Genomic DNA, 22,443 nt, shown 5'->3' with positions numbered 1-22,443 from the left:
GATTTACTCTGATTACATAAGATAGCATCGTTATTTAACGGTGCTATTTTTTTTACATAATCCATAAAATAGCGTATTGGCAGCCAAGCTTCCCGTAAAAATATTAATTAGAATTAAAATAACTTGAATGTAATCATCACTGTTTTTGACCGTTAACCCTAACCACTCCGCCTCTATCCAATTTGTTAGTAATTCATCCCTTGCGGATAATACATCTATCGATGCAAACGTCCCTAAAATAATTAATAGCACACTGCAAAGAACATAATGAAACCATTGATCCGCATAGACAATGGCACTTAATAGATTAAAAATTAAAACGCCGTAAGCCAAAAATGAAAAGAAGTAAAAAACTTCATAAATATGAAAAACAAAAGCCGCAATAAAGAAAAACCCAAACAGCCCAATCGCCGTGCCAAGGTGTAACCAAAATCTTTTATTCATACATAAACCAAATATAAACGGAACCTATTGTTAATCATAAGCTCAAATTAAAACAAATGAGAAACATATATTTACATTTTTTTAATAGAGTGCCACTCTAAATAAAAATACTCAGAAGGAAGAGTTATGAATGATTTAGTCGCAAATATACAAGAAGCACTGTTTACGTCTCATAGTTCAGAGCTCTCTATCTTTGTGGGGATCATTTTACTTTCTTACCTATTAGAAGATCTGGCCATTGTGACTGCCGCCAGTTTATCAGCCCAAGAAATAGTGACGCCTATGATAGGCCTATTGGCCGCTTTTATTGGTATTGCCAGTGGGGATCTTAGTTTGTATTTTTTAGGTCGGCTCTCTACACGTTTTCGCCTACTTAGATATAAAACCTTAACCAACGCTCATTTGCGTTACTTAAGGAAAAAACTCCAATCTAATCCTATGCTTAATTTATTCATCATTCGATTTATCCCCGGTCTTAGAACAATAGGCTTTACCTTAAGTGGTGTATTCCATATTCGGGTTCTTACCTTTCTTACTGCCGTAATGAGTGCTACTGCCGTTTGGACTGCACTCGTGTTTCCTAGTGTGTATTTTTTAGGTAGCAGCAGTTGGATCAAAGCGAGTGAGCACCAATGGTTATTAATACCGATAATGACATTGGTTTTATTTGCCACAAATCGAATAGCAAAAAAGAAAATTTCAAAGGAATTGACCTAATGATAAATAACACCATCAATACAATAGCGAAAGGTCATATAAACGCAGGAATGCCAGAACTCGAATCAGACACGCATCGAAGTGTGTCTCCTTATGAATTTCTACCAAGTTGGTTTTTTTATACGCCCGTGGTCATTCAGAGTTTTTTTCTTGGCCTAAAACACTTTGATTTTACGTTGCCTCTTATTGCTAACCCATCAATTAAATTAAGTGGCATGGTTGGTGAGTCTAAACACGATATTTTAAACTTAGCAGGGCCAATCGCTCAGCAATGGATATCGCCTTTTACGACGATAACAACAACGAACGATCCTATTTTACAACAAACTCAAAACGCCATTGATGAAATGAACCAACATCAATTGTCCTTTCCTGTGGTCGCTAAACCCGATTTAGGCTGTCGCGGTGTTGGCGTTAAATTAATTCAATCGCCAAAACAGTTAAGTGATTATTTTAATTCTTTTCCTATTAATGCTCGATTTCTAATTCAAGAAAAAGCACCTTACGCAGCAGAAGCAGGGATTTTCTATGTGCGTTACCCAAATGAGAAAAAAGGGAAAATAATTTCCATCACGCTTAAGTACTCTCCCCTCGTGGTTGGTGATGGCATCAGCACATTAAAACAATTAATCGAAAACGACAGCAGAGCGGGCCAATTAGCCCACTTATATTTACCCCGTCATGAAAAAAAAATAAACATGGTTTTAGATGAAGGAAAAGAATTTCAACTTGCCTTTGCTGGAAGCCATAGCCGAGGCTCTATCTTTAGAGATGGCAATCAATACATCACCGATCAATTGGCGGAACGTTTAGATCAGATTTTTAATGATTTAGAGGGATTTCACTACGGTAGGCTAGATGTGAAATTCAAAGACATTCAATCTTTAATGAAAGGCGATGATTTTACCATTTTAGAGATTAATGGCGCGAGCAGTGAAGCCGCACATATCTGGGATAGAAACACCCCACTCAAAACGATTTTTTCTACGTTATTACGTCAATACAAAATATTATTTGAAATTGGCGCACTACAAAAAAAACAAGGTCATCACTCCCCAAAAATAAAAGAACTATTGGCGGCATGGAAAGAAGAGAAACAACTCACTCTTCAATATCCATCGACCGATTAATAAAAAGGAGTTTTTAATGCCAACACTCGCAACACAAGAGGTACATCAGTCACCCGTTATTAGTGGTTGTATTGATGAACTAATAAAAGGAGTAACACTATTAAATTTAATTAACGATAGTGATTACATCCACCTTGCATTGCCCTATGTAGAGAGTTCTATTGGCGAGCATTTCCGTCATATTTTGGATCTTTTTCAAGCATTAATAAAAAAAGAACCCGCCGAGCCAATTAATTACAATGTTCGTCGTCGAGGCCATCCGATTGAAAAAAATAAAGACATCGCCATTACTGAACTGAATGACACAATAGATTGGTTAACTCATTTCCCGATAGATCAGCTCACCTCTCAAGTCTCTCTGATCACCGAGGTTTGTCCTTATAAAAAGCAAGATCATATAATGCTTTCAAGTATCGAGCGTGAAATAACCTTTGCGTCACTTCATGCCTCTCATCATTACGCGTTAATAAAAGTCATTACCTTATCCATTGGTATAAACACGCAATCAACGTTTGGTTTCGCGCCGACAACAACGACCTATTTACGGGGAGACGCCTAATGTGCACAGTCTCTTGGTTCACCACACCTACAGGATATGAATTATTTTTTAATCGTGACGAACAGCGATCTCGCTCTGATGCATTAACACCTCAGGTGTTTCAAGAAAATAATGTGGATTACATTATGCCAATTGATCCTGTTGGCGGAGGCAGTTGGATTTCACTCAATAATCACGGTATTTCAATCTGTCTGTTAAATTATTACCAGGGTTCTACACCACCACATAACGCGTTAAGCCGTGGATTGCTTATCAAAGAATTAGCCACCTGCCATCATATAGATTCAATTCAACACGTTCTTTCTAAAATGGATTTCTCTCGTTTTGCCTCTTTTACACTATTAATTTTTCATTCCACGGCATCTAATGAAAATAATACCGTTAAAGGATTTCGCTGGGATGGACAGAGCTTTGATTCAATAACTCCGAGCTCTCCTATGATCTCTTCATCCGTGGATGCAAAAAGCGTTATTAAACACCGTTTGTCAGTATACAAAGAACTCACCGATTCAGGCGTAAACCGTCAAACACTGAGTACGTTCCATCAACATCATCATGCAAAGCTAGGGCATCGCTCCCCTTGCATGCATCGTCAAGATGCCCAAACCGTCAGTTTTACGCACATCATTGTCGATAATGAAAATAATACATTACGTTATTTTTCAGGCTCACCATGCCAAACAAAAAAGTATTTGGCCTATGATGTTCCTTTCCATTCATACAACAACACCCACTCATACAGTTAATATTATAAGGTCATGATTATGAAAACGTTATTGTGTTTATTTATGTTGATATTTAGTCAATCCTCTTTTGCTTCAGACGCAATTTATACTGGCTTCTTTAGTAATAAAGCGATTGATGGTTATGACAGTGTTAGTTACTTCACTGCAGAAAAACCACTAAAAGGAAGATCTGAATTTGTCACCTCTTATATGGATGCTGATTGGTATTTCGTTTCTCAAGAGAACTTAAATTTGTTCACCGAAAATCCGACAAAATATGCACCTCAATACGGTGGTTTTTGTGCTTGGGCAGTGGCTGAAAAAAATGACCGCGCGCCTGGTGACCCGAATCAATTTTCAATTGTAGATGGAAAGCTGTATTTAAATTATGACTCTGGTGTCAAAACCTTATGGGAAAAAGACATTCAAGGCTTCATCACACAAGGCAATAAAAACTGGCCTAAGCTACTAGAAAAGTAAGCGGTCACAATTAAAAAATACAGCCAACCAAAAATCATAAAAGGAAATAATGATGAAAGAAAAATTACTAAAGTATGGCCCTTCTGTTTTTATCGCATTTGTTTTTATTCAATCACTGTTTTTTAAATTTACCGGATCTTATGAAACGGACCATATTTTTGGTGTGCTTGCAGAATGGTCTGGGGTTACTTGGTTTGGTGTCTATGGTGGGTATTTAATCGGAACCGCAGAGCTTATTGCCTCTCTTCTATTATTTACTCGTTTTCATGGTTTAGGCGCCATCATGGCAACTGGAATAATGAGTGGCGCGATTTTCTTTCATTTATTTACCCCTCTTGGCATTCAAATGCCTGAGTTTAATTCGGTAGGGAACATTATAGGCTACGACGGGGGACTTCTCTTTGGTATGGCTTGCTTAGTATGGTTGTGTGGCGTATTTCTTTCAGTTCGAGATCTTAAGTCTGACAATGGTTTTTTGGCCTTATTGCTTAATTCAAAAGGGATATAATGTATGGTTACGAGTCCATTTCGACTTCCTAGAGTGACTCCTTTTGGCCTTGGTGAATCTTTTGCCGAATGGGTCACGGGGTTAAATCGGTTAGATACACATTATCAAGAGCGACCTAAAGGGCTAAACAGCTTTGAATTTATGCGCTACACACTTCAATGTTTAGATGTCACGTATGATATTCATCAAGGCGAATTAGACTCTATTCCGACGACAGGCCCTGTTGTTATTGTCGCAAATCACCCATTAGGCGCCTTAGAGGGCGTGATATTGGCAGAGATGGTCGGACGCGTTCGACCAGACGTAAAAGTACTGGCTAATGAATATTTAAAACAGATACCAGAGATCAGCGAATTATTTATTGGCGTCGATGTATTTGAAACAAAACAAGCCAAAAAGACCAATGCCAACGCACTGCGTGAAGCCCATCAGCACCTAGCAAATAACGGGGTATTAATTATTTTCCCTGCGGGGGAAGTCTCTACCTATAATAAAGAAACAAAATTATTATCAGACAAACGATGGAACTATTCCGCCACCAAATTTATACAGAAACATAACGCCACTACGGTTCCCATTTATATTGATGGACGAAATAGCCACACCTTTTACCTTGCAGGAAAAATTCACCCACTATTAAGAACATTAATGCTGGGACGAGAGATGCTCAATAAAAAAGAAAATACGATTAATCTATCGATCGGCAACCCTATTTCTCATAAAGAACTGTCAGGATTTAATTCCCCGATTGAAACCATTAATTATTTAAGACTAAATACCTATTTACTCGCAACCAATACAGACCATACACCTCAACCAGAAGTGAAAACCACCGCATTATCCCCAATAATGCCCGCTATTGATGGCGATATTTTAGAAAAAGAAATACATGGATTACCTGAGAGCGCAAAACTATTAGAACAAAGTGGGCTTGCCGTTTATTGCACCAAAAGCCAACTCATTCCAGCTGTGATTCAAGAAATTGGACGAATTAGAGAGGTCACCTTCAGAGACGTCGGTGAAGGAACTGGATTGTCTTGTGATTTAGATGAATACGATACCCACTATTATCATCTTTTTATTTGGCATCAAGAAAATAAAGAAATCGTTGGATCTTACCGATTAGGATTAGTCGATGAATTAATTGAAGAATTTGGACTTGATGGTTTGTACTCTCGTAGTTTATTCAACTACCAACAACCCTTCATTAATACATTACACAATTCGATAGAAGTAGGACGCTCTGTTGTTGCCAAAAAATACCAGCGCAATGTCAGTTCATTACTTTTATTATGGAAAGGGATTTCAACCTTTGTTTATCAGCGACCTAAATATACTCATTTATTTGGCCCAGTCAGTATCAGCAATGATTACAGCTTATCTGCACGCCAATTAATTGCATCAACGCTGACTATTCATCATTACGATAATGAAAAAGCCGCCTTAGTGTCTGCAACTACTCCCCTTAAACCGATAATAAAAAAAGTATGGAATGGCGATATGCTTTCGCTACTGGGTGATTTAAAACTGCTATCAAAAGTATTAAGTCGTATCGAAAAAGGAAAAGGCTTACCCGTTTTACTTCGCCAATACATCGGACTCAATGGTAAGTTAGTTTGCTTTAATGTTGATCCAGATTTTAATGACGCTTTGGATGGATTAATTGTGGTCGATATGAGTAATGTTCCACACAAAACATTAAGTAAATACATGGGGAAAGAAGAAGCAATATGCTACCTTGAAAAACACAATCGCAACAACATACACTCGAAATGATGGTACATAATGCTCAATGATTTTATTAACCGACTCCAATGTTATGACTTTACTGCAAAAGAAATTGAAGTATTAATTAGCAAAACTAAACAAACACAACTGGCGTCAAAACAAATCATCACAAAACAAGATGACATGACAGATAACCTCTATTTTTTAATCGATGGGATCTGTCATGCTTCCTATTTAACAGAGCATGGCAAACAATTTAGCAAGGAATTTTATTGGCAAGGCGATTGGATTATTTGTTTTGAAAGCCTCGTTAATAATCAAACATCGCCTTATACTCTTGAGACCATCACACCAGTCACCTTACTCTCAATCCCTATCTCCTTTCTGAAGACATGGAGAGCCCAATCTCACCCTTTTTATCTGCAATTGCTAGAAACGCAATTAATGTATAAAGAGAAAAAAGAGCGTTTTATGCTTCTTTATTCTCCCCAAGAAAAATACCAAATCTTCTGCCAAACCTACCCAGCATTAATTGAAAAGTTAACTGATTATCAAATTGCCGCTTATTTAGGAATAACTCACATCAGTTTGAGCAGAATTAAAGGACGAATAAAAAATAAATTAACATAAGTTAATGCTCAAAAAAGTCGAAGTTGCTATCTTGTCTTTTCATATTACAGGCAGAGCACATCATCATGATTCAATGGCAAAAAATTCCTTTTAACAAATTAACCACACCACAGTTATACGATTTGCTTCGCTTAAGAGTCGATGTTTTTGTTGTCGAACAAACGTGTCCCTACCCTGAGCTCGACGGCAAAGATTGCGTTGATGGGGTTTATCATTTAATTGGTATCAAAAACAATGAAATGGTCGCTTGTGCACGATTACTTCCACCAGGCACGTCTTATGATCACGTAAGCATTGGTCGAGTTGCGACAAAAGAAAGCACAAGAGGTCATGGCCTCGGTCATCAATTATTATCTGAAGCATTACTTCATTGTGAAGAATTATGGCCGGGAGAAACGATTGATATAGGCGCTCAAGAGCACTTAACTCATTTCTATCAAAAACACGGTTTTACCGTTATCTCTGATATGTACTTAGAAGATGATATTCCTCACGTCGACATGCGTTTAGAAAAATAATGACCCAATTGAAACCACAGATATCACCCACTAATATGGCCATATTATTACTTGTTTTAGGTAATTTGATGGCATCACTGTCAGATGTCGCCGTAAAGGTGCTGGAAGGGGGCGTATCCCCTTTTCAGTATATTTTTATACGCCAGCTTGTTTCATTAGCGCTTATTTTTCCTTTTTGGATTAAACAACCCTCTGCAGAGCGACAAATAAGCAATATAAAAATGACGGCGATTCGTGCCCATGTCGTATTAATCGGCAGTGGTTGCATGGTGGTATCCATTACCTATCTTTCTTTAGCCACCGCAAACGCCATTTTTTATACCGCACCATTAATCATGATCCCTTTGTCGATGCTATTACTAAAAGAAAAACCATCCACAAAAAAAATCATTCAAACCTTAATTGGATTTCTTGGTGTACTCATTATTCTCCGACCTTCTCAATTCCATTGGGCGGCTATTTTTGCACTCGGGACCGCGATAACCTTAGCGCTGTTTAATATTTTAATCCGACGGATACCCAGCGAACAATCAGTTATTACGACGTTACTGTGGACAACCTTATTGTCTTTACCTGTATCAGGTACTTTGGCGTTTTTATATTGGCAACCATTAACACTCCACGCTTTTTTCTGGGTAGCGTTAAGTGCCAGTTGTATAATTACGTACAATGGATTGGCAACGATGGCCTATAAGAAAGCCCCTGCGACACAAATTTCTTTGGCTGAGTATTCAGGGTTAATTTTTGTCGTTTTATTTGGGGTATGGTGGTTTGATGAAGTGCCAGACAGCTTAACATTGGTAGGGATTGGATTAATTATTTTCCCTCTAATGCCCAAAGCATGGCTCAAAAACCTAAGAGGGAAATAAATCAGTCGGAATTATTTACTGCGGCCGAAGTTGCCATCAGACATTCTAAAATACATCACCGCTTGGCCTTCTCGCTCAATTTGAATGATATCCAAATCCCCTCGAGTATTGAGTTTAAAACGAAACAGTTGGCCTTTTTTAACATTGCTCAACGGCTTATCTGCCCCTTCAACTTTCAATACTTTATTTAATTCAGTTAGCGATAAATTATTTTTTCTAAACACTTGGTAAAGCGTATCGCCTTCTTTAATTTTATAATCGTGCCATTTCTCAGCGCTTCGTTCTTGTGGGGACGTTTTTACTTCTGTTATTTCTTCTGCCGATTTTTCTTGTTCAAGCTCATAAGGGGAAGGCGCATTACGAATCGCATCTTCTTGTTCACTCAACCCTTCTAAATTTAAACTCACGGTTTGTCTCTGCATTTCATCCGCAGGGATCATCGTAGGCGAAATACTTTCAACCGTTGCAGAATCAACCTCTTGGTTACCACTTGGTAATAAAACTAAAACTAATGTAACAGGCAATAAAACCATCAATGCTTTTTGATGAAAAGCAGGTAAACGATCCCAAAATGGAGAAAATATAGCCGCTATTGGTTCTAATTTTTTTTGTACAACAGCCAACTGAACCTTAAAGTCAGGACGTTTTATGTTCGGTTTCTTTTTTTTATTCATGACATCGCCTCATGCGAAACTGGTTAGCTCACGTTTTATTCTAATATCAGAGTGCAAAGAAGTACAAAAGTTTACCTTAAGCTTAGATCTCTGTATCCTTTATCTCTCCGTTTATACCATATAAAGAAAGAGAGACAGCATGTCTGAAGTTAAATTAGAAACAGTTGAGCAAAGAGCAAGCTACGGTATTGGTCTACAAATGGGCCAACAACTTGCACAATCTGGTCTTGAAGGCCTAAACGTTGCAGCGATCGCTAAAGGCATCGCAACTTCACTAACTGGCGACATGCCAGAAATCGAAGTTGACGCAATCAACGAAGCACTTCAAGCGCTTCACATGCGTGCTGAAGAAACTCGTGCTGAAGCATCTAAAGCAGCAGCTGCTGACGGCGAAACGTTCCTAGCGGACAACGCACTACGTTCAGAAGTTACTGTACTTGAGTCTGGTCTTCAATATGAAGTACTAACTGAAGGTACTGGTGAAATTCCAACTTCTGATAAAACAGTACGTGTTCACTACCACGGTATGCTAACTGACGGTTCTGTATTCGACAGTTCTGTAGAACGCGGCCAACCTGCTGAATTCCCAGTAACTGGCGTTATCGCTGGTTGGGTTGAAGCTCTTCAACTAATGCCTGTAGGATCTAAGTGGAAGCTTTCTATCCCACAAGACCTAGCATACGGTGAACGTGGCGCTGGCGCTGCAATCCCTCCATATGCAGCACTAGTATTTGAAGTAGAACTACTAGACATTCTTTAATCTTTCTCAAAAAAGATTAAAAATAAAATAAGAAAGCGATGCCTATGGGCATCGCTTTTTTTTATGTCATACTCTAACGGTATGTTACGAAAATAAAACCATAATGTTAAAAGGAAATGACAATGAAAAAAACTCTTATTTTATCGACTTTAGCGATTACTCTTACTGCGGCTGCACCGGCTAATGCCTTCTTATCTAGCTTATTTGGTGGTGGAGATGATGAAGCAAAAACAGAACAAGCAGCCGCTTCAAACCCTCTTGTTGGTATGTTGACAGATAACTTAGGTATTTCTGCCGATCAAGCAGCTGGTGGTGCAGGTGCATTATTAGCAATGGCAGGTAATGGTTTATCAAGCTCTGAAAGCTCAGAACTAAATAGTATGGTTCCTGGCCTTGAGTCTCTAACCGGTGCTATCCCTGGTGGACTAGGCGGTATGATTTCAAACATGGACAGTGTTAAAACTGCATTTTCTGCTCTAGGCTTAGACCCTGCGCTTATTTCACAATTCACGCCATTAATTACTCAATACCTAACATCACAAGACGCAAGCTCAGGCCTGCTTGATTCTCTGACTTCATTATGGAAATAATTTCTTTTTAAGAGAAATAAAAAAAGACAGTGAATAATCGCTGTCTTTTTATTTTTATCGACGATAGAAAGAAAAATTAAATTCCAGAGCCTTCCGCTTCTGCATCATCTTCATGTAACCCACACTCTCTCTTTAATCCAAAAAATCGAGTGTCTTCTTCTTTCATTCCCGGTTCCCACTTCTGAGTTGTATGTGTATCACCAACAGACAGATATCCTTCGTCTCTTAATGGATGATAAGGTAATCCTTTCTCTTCCAAATAATAGTGCACCTCTTTATTACTCCAATCGATAACCGGTAGAAATTTAAATACCCCATTTTGAATACTTAAAATAGGTAAATGTGAACGAGAACTTGATTGATCACGACGTAATCCCGAGAACCAAACACCCACTTGAAGTTGATCTAATGCTCTTCGCATCGGCTGAACTTTATTTAAACGGTTATAATGTTTAAGTCCATCGACGCCCTGCTCCCATAACTTTCCGTAGCGTGCTTCTTGCCACATGGGAGTTTCATCAGCTGTAAATACTTGTAAATTCAAGTTCAGACGCTCCGTCAATGTATCAATAAATTGGTACGTTTCAGGAAAAAGATACCCAGTGTCAGTTAAAATTACAGGCGTATCAGACTTAACATCCGTGACTAATTGCAACATTACCGCGGCCTGAATTCCAAAGCTTGAAGAAACTGCAGGTTTACCTTCTAGATTATCTAAAGCCCAAGAAACTCGCTCTTGAGCCGTCAATTTTTCAAGCTCGGTATTAATTTCAGCTAAGCGTAAAATTTGCTCGACTTTATTTAATGACAGCAGCTCTGACAGTTGCAATTTAGGCATAAAAGTCCCTTTTTGATACTTTCACTTCATCCACAATTCCGGCTCGAATGGTAAAATCACCAAAGCCTTCATTCTCTTGACGCTCAGTTGCCCAACGACCAACCAATTCATCAATCTCTGATAAGATTTGACGATCCGTTATATTTTCTTTGTACATTTTAGGAACACGAGTACCACTGCGATTACCGCCTAAATGGAAATTATAACGACCCGGTGCTTTACCAATTAAACCAATCTCAGCAAGCATTGCTCGACCACATCCATTAGGACATCCCGTCACTCGGAAAATAATATTATCCTCTTCTGGCAAATTATGTTTTTTCAGTACGCCTTCAATCTCTGTGACAAATTCAGGAAGGAAACGTTCTGCTTCTGCCATCGCTAATGGACAAGTAGGAAAAGCCACACACGCCATTGAGTTTTTACGTTGTTCTGAATGCCCATCATCAATTAAGCCATGCTCTCGAGCAATTTGCTCTATCTGATCTTTTTGCTCAGCAGGTACGCCAGCAACAATTAAGTTTTGATTGGCTGTCATTCTAAAATCACCTTGGTGGATCTTAGCAATCTCAGCAACACCTGTTTTTAATGGCTTACCCGGGTAGTCTAATAAACGACCATTTTCGATAAATAATGCAAGATGGTGCTTACCATCAATGCCATCTACCCAACCAATTCGATCACCACGTTCTGTTAGCTCATAAGGACGGCTTGCTTCAAATTGAATACCAGCACGCTTTTCGACTTCCGCTTTAAAGACATCAACACCAACACGATCTAACGTGTATTTTGTTTTTGCATTTTTACGATTTGAACGGTTACCCCAATCACGCTGAGTGGTTACCACTGCCGCCGCCACTTCTAATGTTTTTTCTAGTGGCACAAAACCAAAATCATCCGCTCGACGAGGGTACGTTGCCGTATCACCATGCGTCATCGCAAGGCCACCACCAACCAATACATTAAAACCAACTAATTTACCGTTATCTGCAATGGCAATGAAATTCAAATCATTAGCATGAACATCTACATCATTTTGTGGTGGAATAACGACGGTAGTTTTAAATTTACGAGGAAGATAATTACTGCCTAAAATAGGTTCTTCATCTGTGGTTTCTAATTTTTCACCATCTAACCAAATCTCTGCATACGCACGAGTTTTTGGTAATAAATGTTCACTGATTTTTTTCGCCCATTCATACGCTTCTTGATGTAATTCCGATTCCACCGGATTGGTCGTACACAATACGTTTCGATTTACATCACCCGCAGTTGCAATCGAATCAATGCCAATGCTATTCAATGTTTGATGCATTAATTTAATGTTTGGCTTTAATACACCATGAAACTGAAAGGTTTGACGTGTAGTTAAACGTAAACTGCCATACGACGTATTTTCTTCAGCAAATTTATCAATCGCTAACCACTGTTTTGGCGTAATTATTCCACCCGGCATGCGCGCACGAAGCATTACGTTATGCAGAGGTTCTAATTTCTGTTTTGCACGCTCAGCTCGAATATCTCGGTCATCTTGCTGATACATGCCGTGAAAGCGGATCAATTGAAAATTATCGTTGGTAAAACCGCCCGTAATGCGATCCTGAAGATCCTCTACGATCGTGCCTCGAAGGTTTTTGCTTTCACGCTTTAGACGCTCGTTATCCGCTAATGGGCCAAGTTCTGTGCCTGATAAGATTGTTTTTACTGCAATTTGTTCGCTCATTAGTACACATCCCTTTGGTAACGTTTCGCCTTACGCAGATCATTTACAAATTGCTCTGCTTCTTCTCTGTTCTTTTTACCTTGTTGCTCAACAATCGTAATTAATGCTTCATGTACGTCTTTTGCCATACGAGTGGCATCACCACAGACATAAATATAAGCGCCATCTTGCAGCCACTGCCACACTTGGATTGAATGTTCTAAAATACGATGTTGAACATAGACTTTTTCTTGTTGATCACGGCTGAAGGCTACATCTAATTGATTTACAACGCCTGATTTCAGGTATTTCTGCCATTCAACTTGATATAAGAAGTCTTGCGTAAAGGTTCTATCACCAAAGAATAACCAGTTTTTACCTTTTGCATCACGGTTGTCACGTTCTTGAACAAACGCACGGAAAGGGGCGATACCCGTACCAGGACCAATCATGATGACTGGCACGTTATCATCTTGAGGAAGTTTAAAATTATTATTGTGTTCAATAAACACGTTCACTTCAGCGCCTTCTTCTAGACGATGAGATAAAAAGCTAGAGGCACCACCGAATCGAGTTTCATCCCCCAGTTGATATTCAACCACACCGACAGTCAGGTGAACTTCTTCATCCACTTCACTCTGGCTTGAAGCAATAGAATATAAACGAGGCGTTAGACGGCGAAGTAAACCCACTAGTTGCTCTGCCGTTAATTTGGTTTTCTTTTCTGATAACAGATCAATAACTTGAGTATTGCCAGCGTATTGACGTAACTTATCTTTGTCTTGAACTAACTTCTCTAACTTTTTACTGCCTGATAGCTCTGAAAACTTGCTGACTTGCTGTGGATTTGCTGATGTGATTTCATATTTTTCAATTAAGGCTTTTTGAAGAGATATTGATTCACCATCTACTTCAATGTGTTCTTCCCCAGTTAATCCAACTTGTTTTAAAACAGCGGTGACTAACTCTAGGCTATTTTCAAACCACACACCTAATGCATCACCTGGCTGATAAGTTAATCCTGAATCTTCAAGATCAATTTCGATATGACGAACGTCTTTACCTGAATCTCGACCTGTTATTTTTTGGCTTGCTAATAACGTTGCCGTATAAGGGTTTTGTTTTGAATATTGCGAAGCAGAGTGCGCCGCTTGACCAACAGGTAATTGCACTACCTGTCCATTTTTAGACTCATTATCTGTTGATAAGGTTTCTTTTACTTTCTCTAACGCTTGTTTACGCCACTCAACGGCAGAAGCTTCATAATCAACATCCAGATCAATACGATCAATAAATGCGGTTGCTCCTTTTTTGGCTAGAAAGCCATCAAAATCTTTCCCGGTTTGGCAAAAAAATTCATAGCTTGAATCCCCTAAACCAATCACACCATAGTGTAATTTATCTAGCTTAGGTGCTTTTTTCGATTGTAAAAATTCATGCAGCTCAATGGCATTATCAGGGGCTTCTCCCTCACCATTAGTAGATGCAACAATAATAACGTGCGTTTCTTTAGCGAGGTTTTTGCCTTTATAATCACTCGCATCAAATAATTCAACACGAATGCCAATCGCTGACGCTTCTGCTTTTAATGCTTCAGCGACACCTTTTGCATTACCTGTTTGTGAGGCATAAATAATTGATAATTTACTAACAGGCTCACTTGATACCGCCACGGCGGCTTGGTTTGCTGGTTGTGTGGCACCAGATGTTTGGCTTACACCCCAAAGATAACCACTTACCCAAGCAAGTTGTTGTGGAGATAATTCTGAAGCGGCTAGCTGTAATTGACCTATTTGTTGATCATTAAGTGGACTAGCGAGTGCGGAGAGTTCCTTTAATAACATGACGACATCCCTATTCATTGCGTCATGTTAGATTAGCGACTCTTTCCTATAACAAGAAAGAATAGATAAGAATGTTTTATAACTTTTTGGAAGAAAGAAATGTTTGCTTTGTCTTTATTTGTTCATTATAAGCACTAATCATTAATCCTGACTTGATTGAATCCAACGGCTAATGCGCTTTTTGACGCCGATTCTAAATCCCTGTATTTCAGCTCTCCTCCCTTCATATCCGTAAGTAAAACAAGGCCTCCGTGGACATGGCGAAATTCTACAATCCAAGTATCTTCTACCATCGCTGATTCAATTACGGCCTCAACAAGTTGGTCTTCTTGGTACATCAATTTTAATTCACTTAATGTCGTCATAACTGCATCCTTAACAAATATGAATATCATAGTTATATCCATTCTATAAGCATGGTCAATAAACCTAGATTGAGCAAATTTTAAATAAAAAAATAGCGACTCAGTTTCCTGCGCCACTATTCTCAATAATTTTTGTTATCTTTGATTAGAAATCAAATGACAAACCGCCGAACCAGCCATCTACCATGACGTTTGCTTGGTCGCTATCAAAACCTTCAAAGTAACCAAACTCATGATCCATCACTCGATAACCCAGCTTGAATTCAACATCAACGGTTTCATCAACAGGAAGAATGTACTTAACCCCTGCTTGACCATCCATTGTTCGAGTATCGCTGCTGCTACCAAAATCATACTGACCAAAAATATGGAAGTTTGTATTTGGAATATGCAGTGACGCATCCGCGTACATGTTCATCGCCGTTTCACTAAAGCTTTGATCGTGTGGTTGCGTTGAATCAACAGAGCCACCTTTATTGAATTCACCATTGGCAAACTGCGTTAAGGTCAAACCTACGTCAAACTGAAGACCGTTAGTGTCTAATAATTTATAGTAACCCGTATAATCGATTTGATCATATTCAAAACGATCTGCTTTCACAGGGGTATAACGTACTTTTACATTTGGTAAAATTGGGTATGGATGTTCAAATGCAATAGAAAACGCTTGTGATGCATCAACATCATTATCACGAACGGCATTATCTTTAGAGCCAACCTTTCCATCAGGGAACCACGCATCAATAGCAATTTTAGTCGTAAACTCCTTCTCTGCTGAATGTGCAGGTACTGCCAATACTAAGGCAACAGAAGCAACAACAGTGGTGAGGGATAATTTGTTCATGCGTAGTCTCCATTTGCGACGCTATTTGGTTCATCTGCGGTCATAATAAACGATTTGGTTTATTTATGTACTCTTCTTTTTCTTTCTATATAAAACTTATCAGCTCAATATCAAAAGCTTACACATCCAGTTCGGCTGGAATTTTAGCAAGAGCGGCTTGAACCACTTCAATACCGGAGCCTGGTTTGTGTGCATTTTCACTGATGTAACGTCGCCATTGTCTTGCACCTGGCATACTTTGAAATAGACCTAGCATATGACGAGTAATGTGGCCTAAATAAGCCCCATTCTCCAATTGACGCTCAATATACGGATACATTGATTCAACAATTTCACGGCGTTTTTTAATTGGTTTATCGCTACCAAACAACTGTTGATCAACTTCCGCTAATAAGTATGGGCTTTGATACGCTTCGCGACCAATCATTACACCATCTAAATGCGCTAAATGTTCTTTTGCTTCTTCAAGTGTTTTAATTCCACCATTCACAGCAATGATCAGTTGAGGGAAGTCTTTCTTAATTTGATACGCTCGAGGGTAATCAAGCGGTGGGATTTCACGGTTTTCTTTAGGGCTTAATCCACTCAGCCACGCTTTACGCGCATGGATGGTAAATTGGTCACAACCGCCTTTTTCATGGACCGTTGATACGAATTTAGTTAAAAACTCATAGCTATCTTGATCATCAATACCTATGCGTGTTTTAACCGTCACTGGAATATCGACAACCGCTTTCATTTCAGCAATACATTCAGCCACTAATTCTGGATCGGCCATCAAACAAGCACCGAAACGACCGTTTTGAACACGATCTGATGGACAACCTACATTCAAGTTTATTTCATCATAACCACGATCTGCCGCTAATTTCGCACAATGTGCTAAATCTTTCGCGTTTGAGCCCCCTAATTGCAGTGCTAATGGATGCTCTTCTTCATTGTAAGCAAGGAAATCACCTTTCCCATGAATAATGGCACCCGTCGTGATCATCTCGGAATATAAAAGAGCATGCTCTGATAATTGTCGATGAAAATAGCGGCAATGGCGGTCAGTCCAATCAAGCATTGGAGCAACAGAGAAGCGTTGTAATGGATAAGAGCTCATAGGTAATTTCTTTCAGTGATCAAGGCCGCAATTCTAACATAATAGGAACACAAACAGCCATCCTATTACTTATTTTACTCACCAATAGACACTCTTTACCTTGATTATAATTCTCTAAATAGTGAAGTATAAATAAACATATCTATGATAAACTCGCCTACTTGTTCATAAATAAGACATGTAAACATTGAATAGTTCTCAAAAACAAAAAGTTGAGCAGTTATGCCAACAGCGTGGCGTTAGATTGACTCAACAACGGTTAACTGTTTTAGAGCTTATTGTCATCCACCATGGTGCCATTAGTGCTTACGATCTATTAGAGCAATTAAAAAAAATAGAACCCCAAGCAAAACCACCTACCATTTATCGCGCTTTAGATTTTTTGGTAACCCAAGGTTTTGTACATAAGGTCGAATCTATAAATAGCTATATTTCTTGCTGTGTTATCGGCGAACATGCCCATTTTTCACAATTATTCATCTGTCGCACTTGCGATGATGTTGTCGAGTGCCATGATACTAAAATTACAGAGCAGCTAACAAAGCATGCTGAGCAAATTGGATTTTCTGTTGAAAACCATATTGTTGAAACTCATGGTACCTGCAAAGCTTGTTTACATAGCGATAATAAAAATTAATTTAAAGGATCCTACTCACGATGCGCGCTGAATTTGTAAACCCTTTCTTAGCTTCACTGATGAATGTACTTAAAACGATGGCTTCGATGGATTTAAAACCTCAAAAACCTCGTATTAAAAAAGACGAAATTGCTCGTGGTGATGTATCAGGCTTAATCGGCATGGTTGCTTCTCAAAGCCGTGGTTCGATGTCTATCACTTTTGAAGAATCTCTTGCACTTCAAATCATGCAAAATATGCTCGGCGAACGTCCAAACAGCATTAATGAAGAAGTAACGGATATGGTCGGTGAAATCACGAACATGGTCACCGGTGGTGCAAAACGAATTCTTTCAGAAAGTGGGTTTGAATTTGATATGGCCACTCCCATGGTTGTTTCAGGCAGAGCACACACGATTACTCATAAATGTGAAGGCGCCATTATTATTATGCCGTTTACGTCTGAATGGGGTAATGCATTTATTGAGATTTGTTTCGAATAGAGACGAACTCAAAAAGAAAGGTTGATGTAGTAATACATCAACTTTTTTTATTATCTGTATAAAATCAGCATATATAAAAAGAGCCAACCGAAGTCAGCTCTTTCATATTATCGAGTGCAATTCAATTATGCTTTAAACGCTTTAAATGCGTTAATTAAGCCATTCGTTGAACTGTCATGTGAGTTAATCGCTTTATCATCAGCCAATTCAGGAAGAATTTGGTTAGCCAATTGTTTACCTAGTTCTACACCCCATTGGTCAAAACTGAAGATATTCCAAATTACACCCTGTACGAAGATTTTATGTTCGTACATAGCAATCAAGTTGCCTAATGTTTTAGGTGTCACTTTTTTCACTAAGATTGAGTTAGTTGGGCGGTTACCTTCAAAGACTTTAAATGCCACCAACTCTGCCATTTCTGCTTCAGTTTTACCTGCCGCTGCAAACTCTGCTCTTACTGTTTCTTCTTTTTTACCAAACGCCAATGCTTCTGTTTGTGCAAAGAAGTTAGACATCAGTTTTTGATGATGATCGCCCACTTGGTTATGACTGATTGCAGGAGCAATAAAATCACATGGGATCAATTTCGTACCTTGGTGAATCAATTGGTAGAACGCATGCTGACCATTTGTACCTGGTTCACCCCAAATAATTGGACCCGTTTGGTAATCAACTGGATTGCCATTACGGTCAACACATTTACCGTTTGATTCCATATTACCTTGTTGGAAATACGCAGCAAAACGGTGTAGGTATTGATCATATGGCAAAATCGATTCTGATTCAGAACCATGGAAGTTGTTATACCATAGGCCAATCAATGCCAAGATTACTGGTACGTTATTTTCAAGTTCTGTATTTGCGAAATGATTATCCACTTCGTGAGCGCCTTCAAGAAGCTCAACAAAATTATCAAAACCAACCGCTAAAGCAATTGAAAGACCAATCGCAGACCATAAAGAATAACGACCGCCAACCCAATCCCAGAACTCAAACATGTTATCGGTATCAATACCAAACTCAGACACTGATTCTGCGTTTGTTGAAAGTGCTGCGAAGTGTTTCGCTACGTGTGCTTGATCGCCAGCTTCTGCTAAGAACCAATCACGAGCACTGTGTGCATTTGTCATTGTTTCTTGAGTCGTGAATGTTTTCGATGCGATTAAGAACAACGTTGTTTCTGGATTTAATGGCTTCAATGTTTCAACAATGTGTGTGCCATCGACGTTTGAAACAAAGTGCATGTTTAAACGTGTTTTGTATGGAGCTAATGCTTCTGACACCATGTAAGGGCCAAGATCTGAACCACCGATACCAATGTTTACGATATCCGTAATTTCTTTGCCTGTGTAACCTTTCCACTCACCTGAGATCAAACGCTCAGTGAACGCTTTCATTTTTTCTAGCACTGTATTTACAGCAGGCATAACGTCTTCGCCATCAACGATAACTGGCGTATTACTGCGGTTACGAAGTGCCGTATGAAGCACTGAACGATCTTCAGTTTTATTGATTTTTTCACCACTGAACATCGCTTTGATTGCTTCTGATAATTCAGTTTGCTCAGCTAAAGAAAATAGCTTTTGCATCGTTTCTTCTGTCACTAAATTTTTAGAGAAATCAACTAAGATATCTTGGCCAAACGTTGTTGAAAATTTATCAAAACGTTGAGCATCAGCAGAAAACAAATCCGCTAAATTGAAGTTTTGCGCGGTTTCAAAATGTGCAGTCAAATCTGCCCAAGCTTGAGTTTCTGTTGGGTTGATGTTTTTTAACATGGTGAAATTATCCCGTGTAATATGCTTGTCGGTTCAAAAATAAATTTCTGAACTCCCCGTTTATACGAATCTAAAATTTGATGAGCTTTATCTATTATGACCAAAACTACGCTCACCCTTTTTGAGTTAGGTCACATTAAAACGTCTATATGTAAACATTATCTCGTTCAAATAACGATAAAACTAGTGCTAAATTTAAAATGGCTGATTGATCATGACACGAAATACATTTTCTTCACTTCCCCACGCCATTTCAGTACGAACGACGATACCTTCAACTTGGAAACGAATCGCACCACCAGCACTCCATCGCATATCATCATGCAATGTCGATAATGAAAACTCATCCGCTACACGACCAGTATCAACAAAAGCTACCCACTGCCACCAAGGCACGTCATAAAGATTAAAAATAGGCCAATCTTCTAATGGCTGCCAATCGGGCATCACTCGATACTCTGCAGAATAATGAACGGCAGAACGACCATGGAATCGTCCACCACCATAACTTCTTAATCGGTAAAGTCCGCCTAATTTAATTCCAGCATATTCAGGAGGTTGGTGTGCGCCTTCTTCCCAACTGGGTGTATCAGCAAGATAAAAATCAAACGCAAGCACTTGTTTCTTAATTACATTGCCAATCCCACCTAAATCAAAAAAGGCACTTTGTTGAAACTCCCATGTCCACCACTCTTCTTGTGAACTGGTTTCTGGAGAGTAAGTGAAATCTAACTCTGTTCGTGAACCATTGGTCGTATTTCTTACGCTATTTCTATTATCCCAATCAAAATTTACCTTCATTCCCCAATTCGATTCAGGCTCATCCCAATCGGAGACATCTGATAATGTACGAGAATAATAGAAAGGACTAAGCTCAATACTTGAAACCCCACTTTCAAATGGATTACCACTTTTTACTTTACGATTTGGAGTATACGCGGCTTGAGCTCCGATATCTTTGGCATTACCAATGGGTAAAATATAATTAGCCGTCAGATGGTATTTAGCTTCAGTGCTGTCGGTAAACACTTCGTCACTTTGATGAGAATTGTTACTTCCTGCGGTGCCAATATAATAATCCATATCTTTAAAGCTAGCGTTATAAGCATTTGCACCAAACAACCAAGAATGACCCACTTGATTGTTATCAGATGACAAGTAAGTGAGATAAGAACCTTTACTTGAGTACATTCCGGCAGCAAATAAGGTGGCTTGAGGTTGCCCCACACCTTTCATTACACCGGCAACGCCTATCGTAGTCCCCAAGCTTTCTGAAGAATACATAAAAGGAACCGCCGCCGTTTCAGGAAGCGAGTTTGGCCATATATCACTTTCAGAAAAGACATAAGGTGAAATAAGAAAAAGCGCTAAACCAGTAGCGCTTCTTAAGGACAGTTGTTTCAAATTAACTCTCATGGGTCAAAGATACATTAAGGAATATATTGCATTTGCACTCTTGATGTTAGTTTAGTCACTAACTCATAAGCAATAGTTCCAATGTGTTCTGCTACTTCTTCTGCAGGAAGATCTCGTCCCCACAAAATAGCTTCATCACCAACGTTATCTTCTGCATCAGGTCCTAAATCAACCGTTAGCATATCCATAGAAACACGACCAGCTACCGGAACTTTGCGTCCATTAACTAATACTGGCGTCCCATTCGGTGCTGCAATTGGGTAACCATCGCCGTAACCAATCGCGATAACCCCAATTTTAGTATCACGCTCACTGGTCCACATCGCACCATAACCAACACTTTCTCCGGCTTTTACTTCTCTTACCGCAATCAAATGAGAAGTGAGAGTCATGGTAGGTAAATACCCTAAATCTTGAGCCGTTTTCTCAGAAAAAGGAGAGACACCATACATAATGATACCGGGACGAACCCAATCCAATTGACTGTCTGGCCATGCAAGCAATCCAGCAGAAGCCGCAAGCGATCGTTCCCCTTGGCATCCATCCGTCAATGACATGAACGTTTCAATTTGTTCGTTCGTCGTCGGATTATCTAATTCATCTGCACAACCAAAATGGCTCATATAACGCAGTGGCTGAGCTACATTTTTACACGCATGCAAACGATCAACATATTCTTGGTATTCTTCAGGGCGAATACCTAAGCGATGCATACCTGAATCGACTTTCAACCAAACAACAACAGGGCCTTCAAGATCTGCATTTTCTAATGCTTCAAGTTGCTCTTTGCAATGCACCGCCGTTTGAATGTTATTAGCGACTAAAATTGGTAAATCACCCGCAGAATAAAATCCTTCGAGTAATAAAACTTGTTTCACTATGCCGCCAGCTCGAAGCTGTAAAGCCTCTTCAATTCGCGCCACACCAAAAGCATCTACACCGTGCGCACCTTTAGCAATATTGAGTAAACCATGGCCATAACCATTTGCTTTTACCACAGCAAGAAGTTTGCTGTTGGGTGCTTGCTGTTTAATTTTTTGCAAATTATGCGCTAAGGCAGACATATCAATCTGTGCAGCAGCGGCTGTCATATAGCTCAT

At 39.2% G+C, this 22,443-nt stretch carries 25 protein-coding genes; 14 read left to right on the top strand and 11 right to left on the bottom strand.

The window, feature by feature from the left end; translation table 11 throughout:
* Positions 1-30: 30 nt before the first annotated feature.
* Complete coding sequence (locus AACV33_RS08330) at positions 31-444, bottom strand: hypothetical protein (RefSeq protein ID WP_012549243.1); 414 nt, start codon at positions 442-444, stop codon at positions 31-33.
* Between the two features lie 126 nt (positions 445-570).
* Here AACV33_RS08330 and AACV33_RS08325 point away from each other — a divergent pair, with 126 nt between their 5' ends.
* From AACV33_RS08325 to AACV33_RS08280, 10 genes are all read left to right on the top strand, one after another.
* Positions 571-1,161, top strand: a complete 591-nt coding sequence (locus tag AACV33_RS08325) for a DedA family protein (protein ID WP_182700134.1) — start codon at positions 571-573, stop codon at positions 1,159-1,161.
* Positions 1,161-2,291 carry a D-alanine--D-alanine ligase gene (locus AACV33_RS08320; protein WP_182700133.1) on the top strand — a complete coding sequence of 377 codons (1,131 nt, stop codon included), beginning with the start codon at positions 1,161-1,163 and terminating at the stop codon, positions 2,289-2,291. Before AACV33_RS08325 ends, AACV33_RS08320 begins: the two co-directional genes overlap by 1 nt.
* A gap of 16 nt (positions 2,292-2,307) precedes the next feature.
* On the top strand, positions 2,308-2,850 hold the full coding sequence (locus AACV33_RS08315; protein WP_182700132.1) for a hypothetical protein: 543 nt from the start codon (positions 2,308-2,310) through the stop codon (positions 2,848-2,850).
* A complete protein-coding gene (locus AACV33_RS08310) occupies positions 2,850-3,596 on the top strand; it encodes an NRDE family protein (protein WP_182700131.1) in 747 nt (248 codons plus the stop codon). The genes AACV33_RS08315 and AACV33_RS08310 overlap by 1 nt, the downstream gene beginning before the upstream one ends.
* Before the next feature lie 18 nt (positions 3,597-3,614).
* Positions 3,615-4,055 (top strand): YHS domain-containing (seleno)protein, encoded by a 441-nt coding sequence (locus AACV33_RS08305; protein WP_182700130.1) that lies wholly within the window; start codon positions 3,615-3,617, stop codon positions 4,053-4,055.
* A gap of 52 nt (positions 4,056-4,107) precedes the next feature.
* Positions 4,108-4,563, top strand: coding sequence for a hypothetical protein (locus AACV33_RS08300; protein ID WP_026025411.1), 456 nt, complete (start codon positions 4,108-4,110; stop codon positions 4,561-4,563).
* Positions 4,564-4,566: 3 nt separating this feature from the next.
* Positions 4,567-6,339, top strand: coding sequence for a lysophospholipid acyltransferase family protein (locus AACV33_RS08295; protein WP_182700129.1), 1,773 nt, complete (start codon positions 4,567-4,569; stop codon positions 6,337-6,339).
* 9 nt (positions 6,340-6,348) lie between these two features.
* The gene (locus AACV33_RS08290) at positions 6,349-6,921 is read left to right on the top strand and encodes a Crp/Fnr family transcriptional regulator (protein WP_023604025.1); all 573 of its coding nucleotides are present in this window, start codon (positions 6,349-6,351) and stop codon (positions 6,919-6,921) included.
* 65 nt (positions 6,922-6,986) lie between these two features.
* Positions 6,987-7,439 carry a GNAT family N-acetyltransferase gene (locus AACV33_RS08285; protein WP_017021488.1) on the top strand — a complete coding sequence of 151 codons (453 nt, stop codon included), beginning with the start codon at positions 6,987-6,989 and terminating at the stop codon, positions 7,437-7,439.
* The gene (locus AACV33_RS08280; RefSeq protein WP_012549233.1) at positions 7,439-8,308 is read left to right on the top strand and encodes a DMT family transporter; all 870 of its coding nucleotides are present in this window, start codon (positions 7,439-7,441) and stop codon (positions 8,306-8,308) included. The genes AACV33_RS08285 and AACV33_RS08280 overlap by 1 nt, the downstream gene beginning before the upstream one ends.
* An 11-nt stretch (positions 8,309-8,319) precedes the next feature.
* Here AACV33_RS08280 and AACV33_RS08275 read toward each other — a convergent pair whose 3' ends face one another.
* Entirely contained in the window at positions 8,320-8,982 is a 663-nt protein-coding gene (locus AACV33_RS08275; protein WP_182700128.1) for a LysM-like peptidoglycan-binding domain-containing protein, read from the bottom strand.
* 139 nt (positions 8,983-9,121) lie between these two features.
* Here AACV33_RS08275 and AACV33_RS08270 point away from each other — a divergent pair, with 139 nt between their 5' ends.
* Positions 9,122-9,742 (top strand): FKBP-type peptidyl-prolyl cis-trans isomerase, encoded by a 621-nt coding sequence (locus AACV33_RS08270; protein WP_012549231.1) that lies wholly within the window; start codon positions 9,122-9,124, stop codon positions 9,740-9,742.
* 122 nt (positions 9,743-9,864) lie between these two features.
* A complete protein-coding gene (locus AACV33_RS08265; protein ID WP_026025413.1) occupies positions 9,865-10,332 on the top strand; it encodes a DUF2780 domain-containing protein in 468 nt (155 codons plus the stop codon).
* A gap of 76 nt (positions 10,333-10,408) precedes the next feature.
* On the opposite strand, the gene AACV33_RS08260 is transcribed toward AACV33_RS08265, so the two are convergent.
* The 6 genes from AACV33_RS08260 to dusA all read right to left on the bottom strand — a co-directional run bounded on the left by AACV33_RS08260 (position 10,409) and on the right by dusA (position 17,030).
* Positions 10,409-11,170 carry a phosphoadenylyl-sulfate reductase gene (locus AACV33_RS08260; RefSeq protein ID WP_017021493.1) on the bottom strand — a complete coding sequence of 254 codons (762 nt, stop codon included), beginning with the start codon at positions 11,168-11,170 and terminating at the stop codon, positions 10,409-10,411.
* Complete coding sequence (cysI, locus tag AACV33_RS08255) at positions 11,163-12,893, bottom strand: assimilatory sulfite reductase (NADPH) hemoprotein subunit (RefSeq protein ID WP_023604020.1); 1,731 nt, start codon at positions 12,891-12,893, stop codon at positions 11,163-11,165. The genes AACV33_RS08260 and cysI overlap by 8 nt, the downstream gene beginning before the upstream one ends.
* Positions 12,893-14,716, bottom strand: coding sequence for an assimilatory sulfite reductase (NADPH) flavoprotein subunit (locus tag AACV33_RS08250; RefSeq protein WP_065612005.1), 1,824 nt, complete (start codon positions 14,714-14,716; stop codon positions 12,893-12,895). The genes cysI and AACV33_RS08250 overlap by 1 nt, the downstream gene beginning before the upstream one ends.
* Positions 14,717-14,850: 134 nt before the next feature.
* A complete protein-coding gene (locus AACV33_RS08245) occupies positions 14,851-15,081 on the bottom strand; it encodes a hypothetical protein (protein ID WP_035470606.1) in 231 nt (76 codons plus the stop codon).
* 145 nt (positions 15,082-15,226) lie between these two features.
* Positions 15,227-15,925, bottom strand: coding sequence for a TIGR04219 family outer membrane beta-barrel protein (locus AACV33_RS08240; protein WP_182700127.1), 699 nt, complete (start codon positions 15,923-15,925; stop codon positions 15,227-15,229).
* 118 nt (positions 15,926-16,043) lie between these two features.
* The gene (dusA, locus tag AACV33_RS08235) at positions 16,044-17,030 is read right to left on the bottom strand and encodes a tRNA dihydrouridine(20/20a) synthase DusA (protein ID WP_182700126.1); all 987 of its coding nucleotides are present in this window, start codon (positions 17,028-17,030) and stop codon (positions 16,044-16,046) included.
* Positions 17,031-17,217: 187 nt separating this feature from the next.
* On the opposite strand from dusA, the gene zur reads away from it, so the two are divergent.
* Positions 17,218-17,667: a zinc uptake transcriptional repressor Zur gene (zur, locus tag AACV33_RS08230; RefSeq protein WP_017021508.1), complete on the top strand. Its 450-nt coding sequence runs from the start codon at positions 17,218-17,220 to the stop codon at positions 17,665-17,667.
* Between the two features lie 20 nt (positions 17,668-17,687).
* Positions 17,688-18,149: a chemotaxis protein CheX gene (locus AACV33_RS08225; RefSeq protein ID WP_023604411.1), complete on the top strand. Its 462-nt coding sequence runs from the start codon at positions 17,688-17,690 to the stop codon at positions 18,147-18,149.
* Between the two features lie 125 nt (positions 18,150-18,274).
* On the opposite strand, the gene pgi is transcribed toward AACV33_RS08225, so the two are convergent.
* From pgi to alr, 3 genes are all read right to left on the bottom strand, one after another.
* Complete coding sequence (pgi, locus tag AACV33_RS08220; RefSeq protein WP_182700125.1) at positions 18,275-19,927, bottom strand: glucose-6-phosphate isomerase; 1,653 nt, start codon at positions 19,925-19,927, stop codon at positions 18,275-18,277.
* Between the two features lie 195 nt (positions 19,928-20,122).
* The gene (locus AACV33_RS08215; RefSeq protein ID WP_182700124.1) at positions 20,123-21,343 is read right to left on the bottom strand and encodes a hypothetical protein; all 1,221 of its coding nucleotides are present in this window, start codon (positions 21,341-21,343) and stop codon (positions 20,123-20,125) included.
* 14 nt (positions 21,344-21,357) lie between these two features.
* Entirely contained in the window at positions 21,358-22,443 is a 1,086-nt protein-coding gene (gene alr / locus AACV33_RS08210) for an alanine racemase (protein ID WP_017021511.1), read from the bottom strand.

It is taken from the genome of Aliivibrio sp. SR45-2 (assembly GCF_963890165.1).
GTDB classification, from domain to species: Bacteria; Pseudomonadota; Gammaproteobacteria; order Enterobacterales; family Vibrionaceae; genus Aliivibrio; species Aliivibrio salmonicida.
The sequence above is the reverse complement of the archived record's forward strand: the minus strand, read 5'-3'. Positions and strand labels throughout refer to the sequence as shown.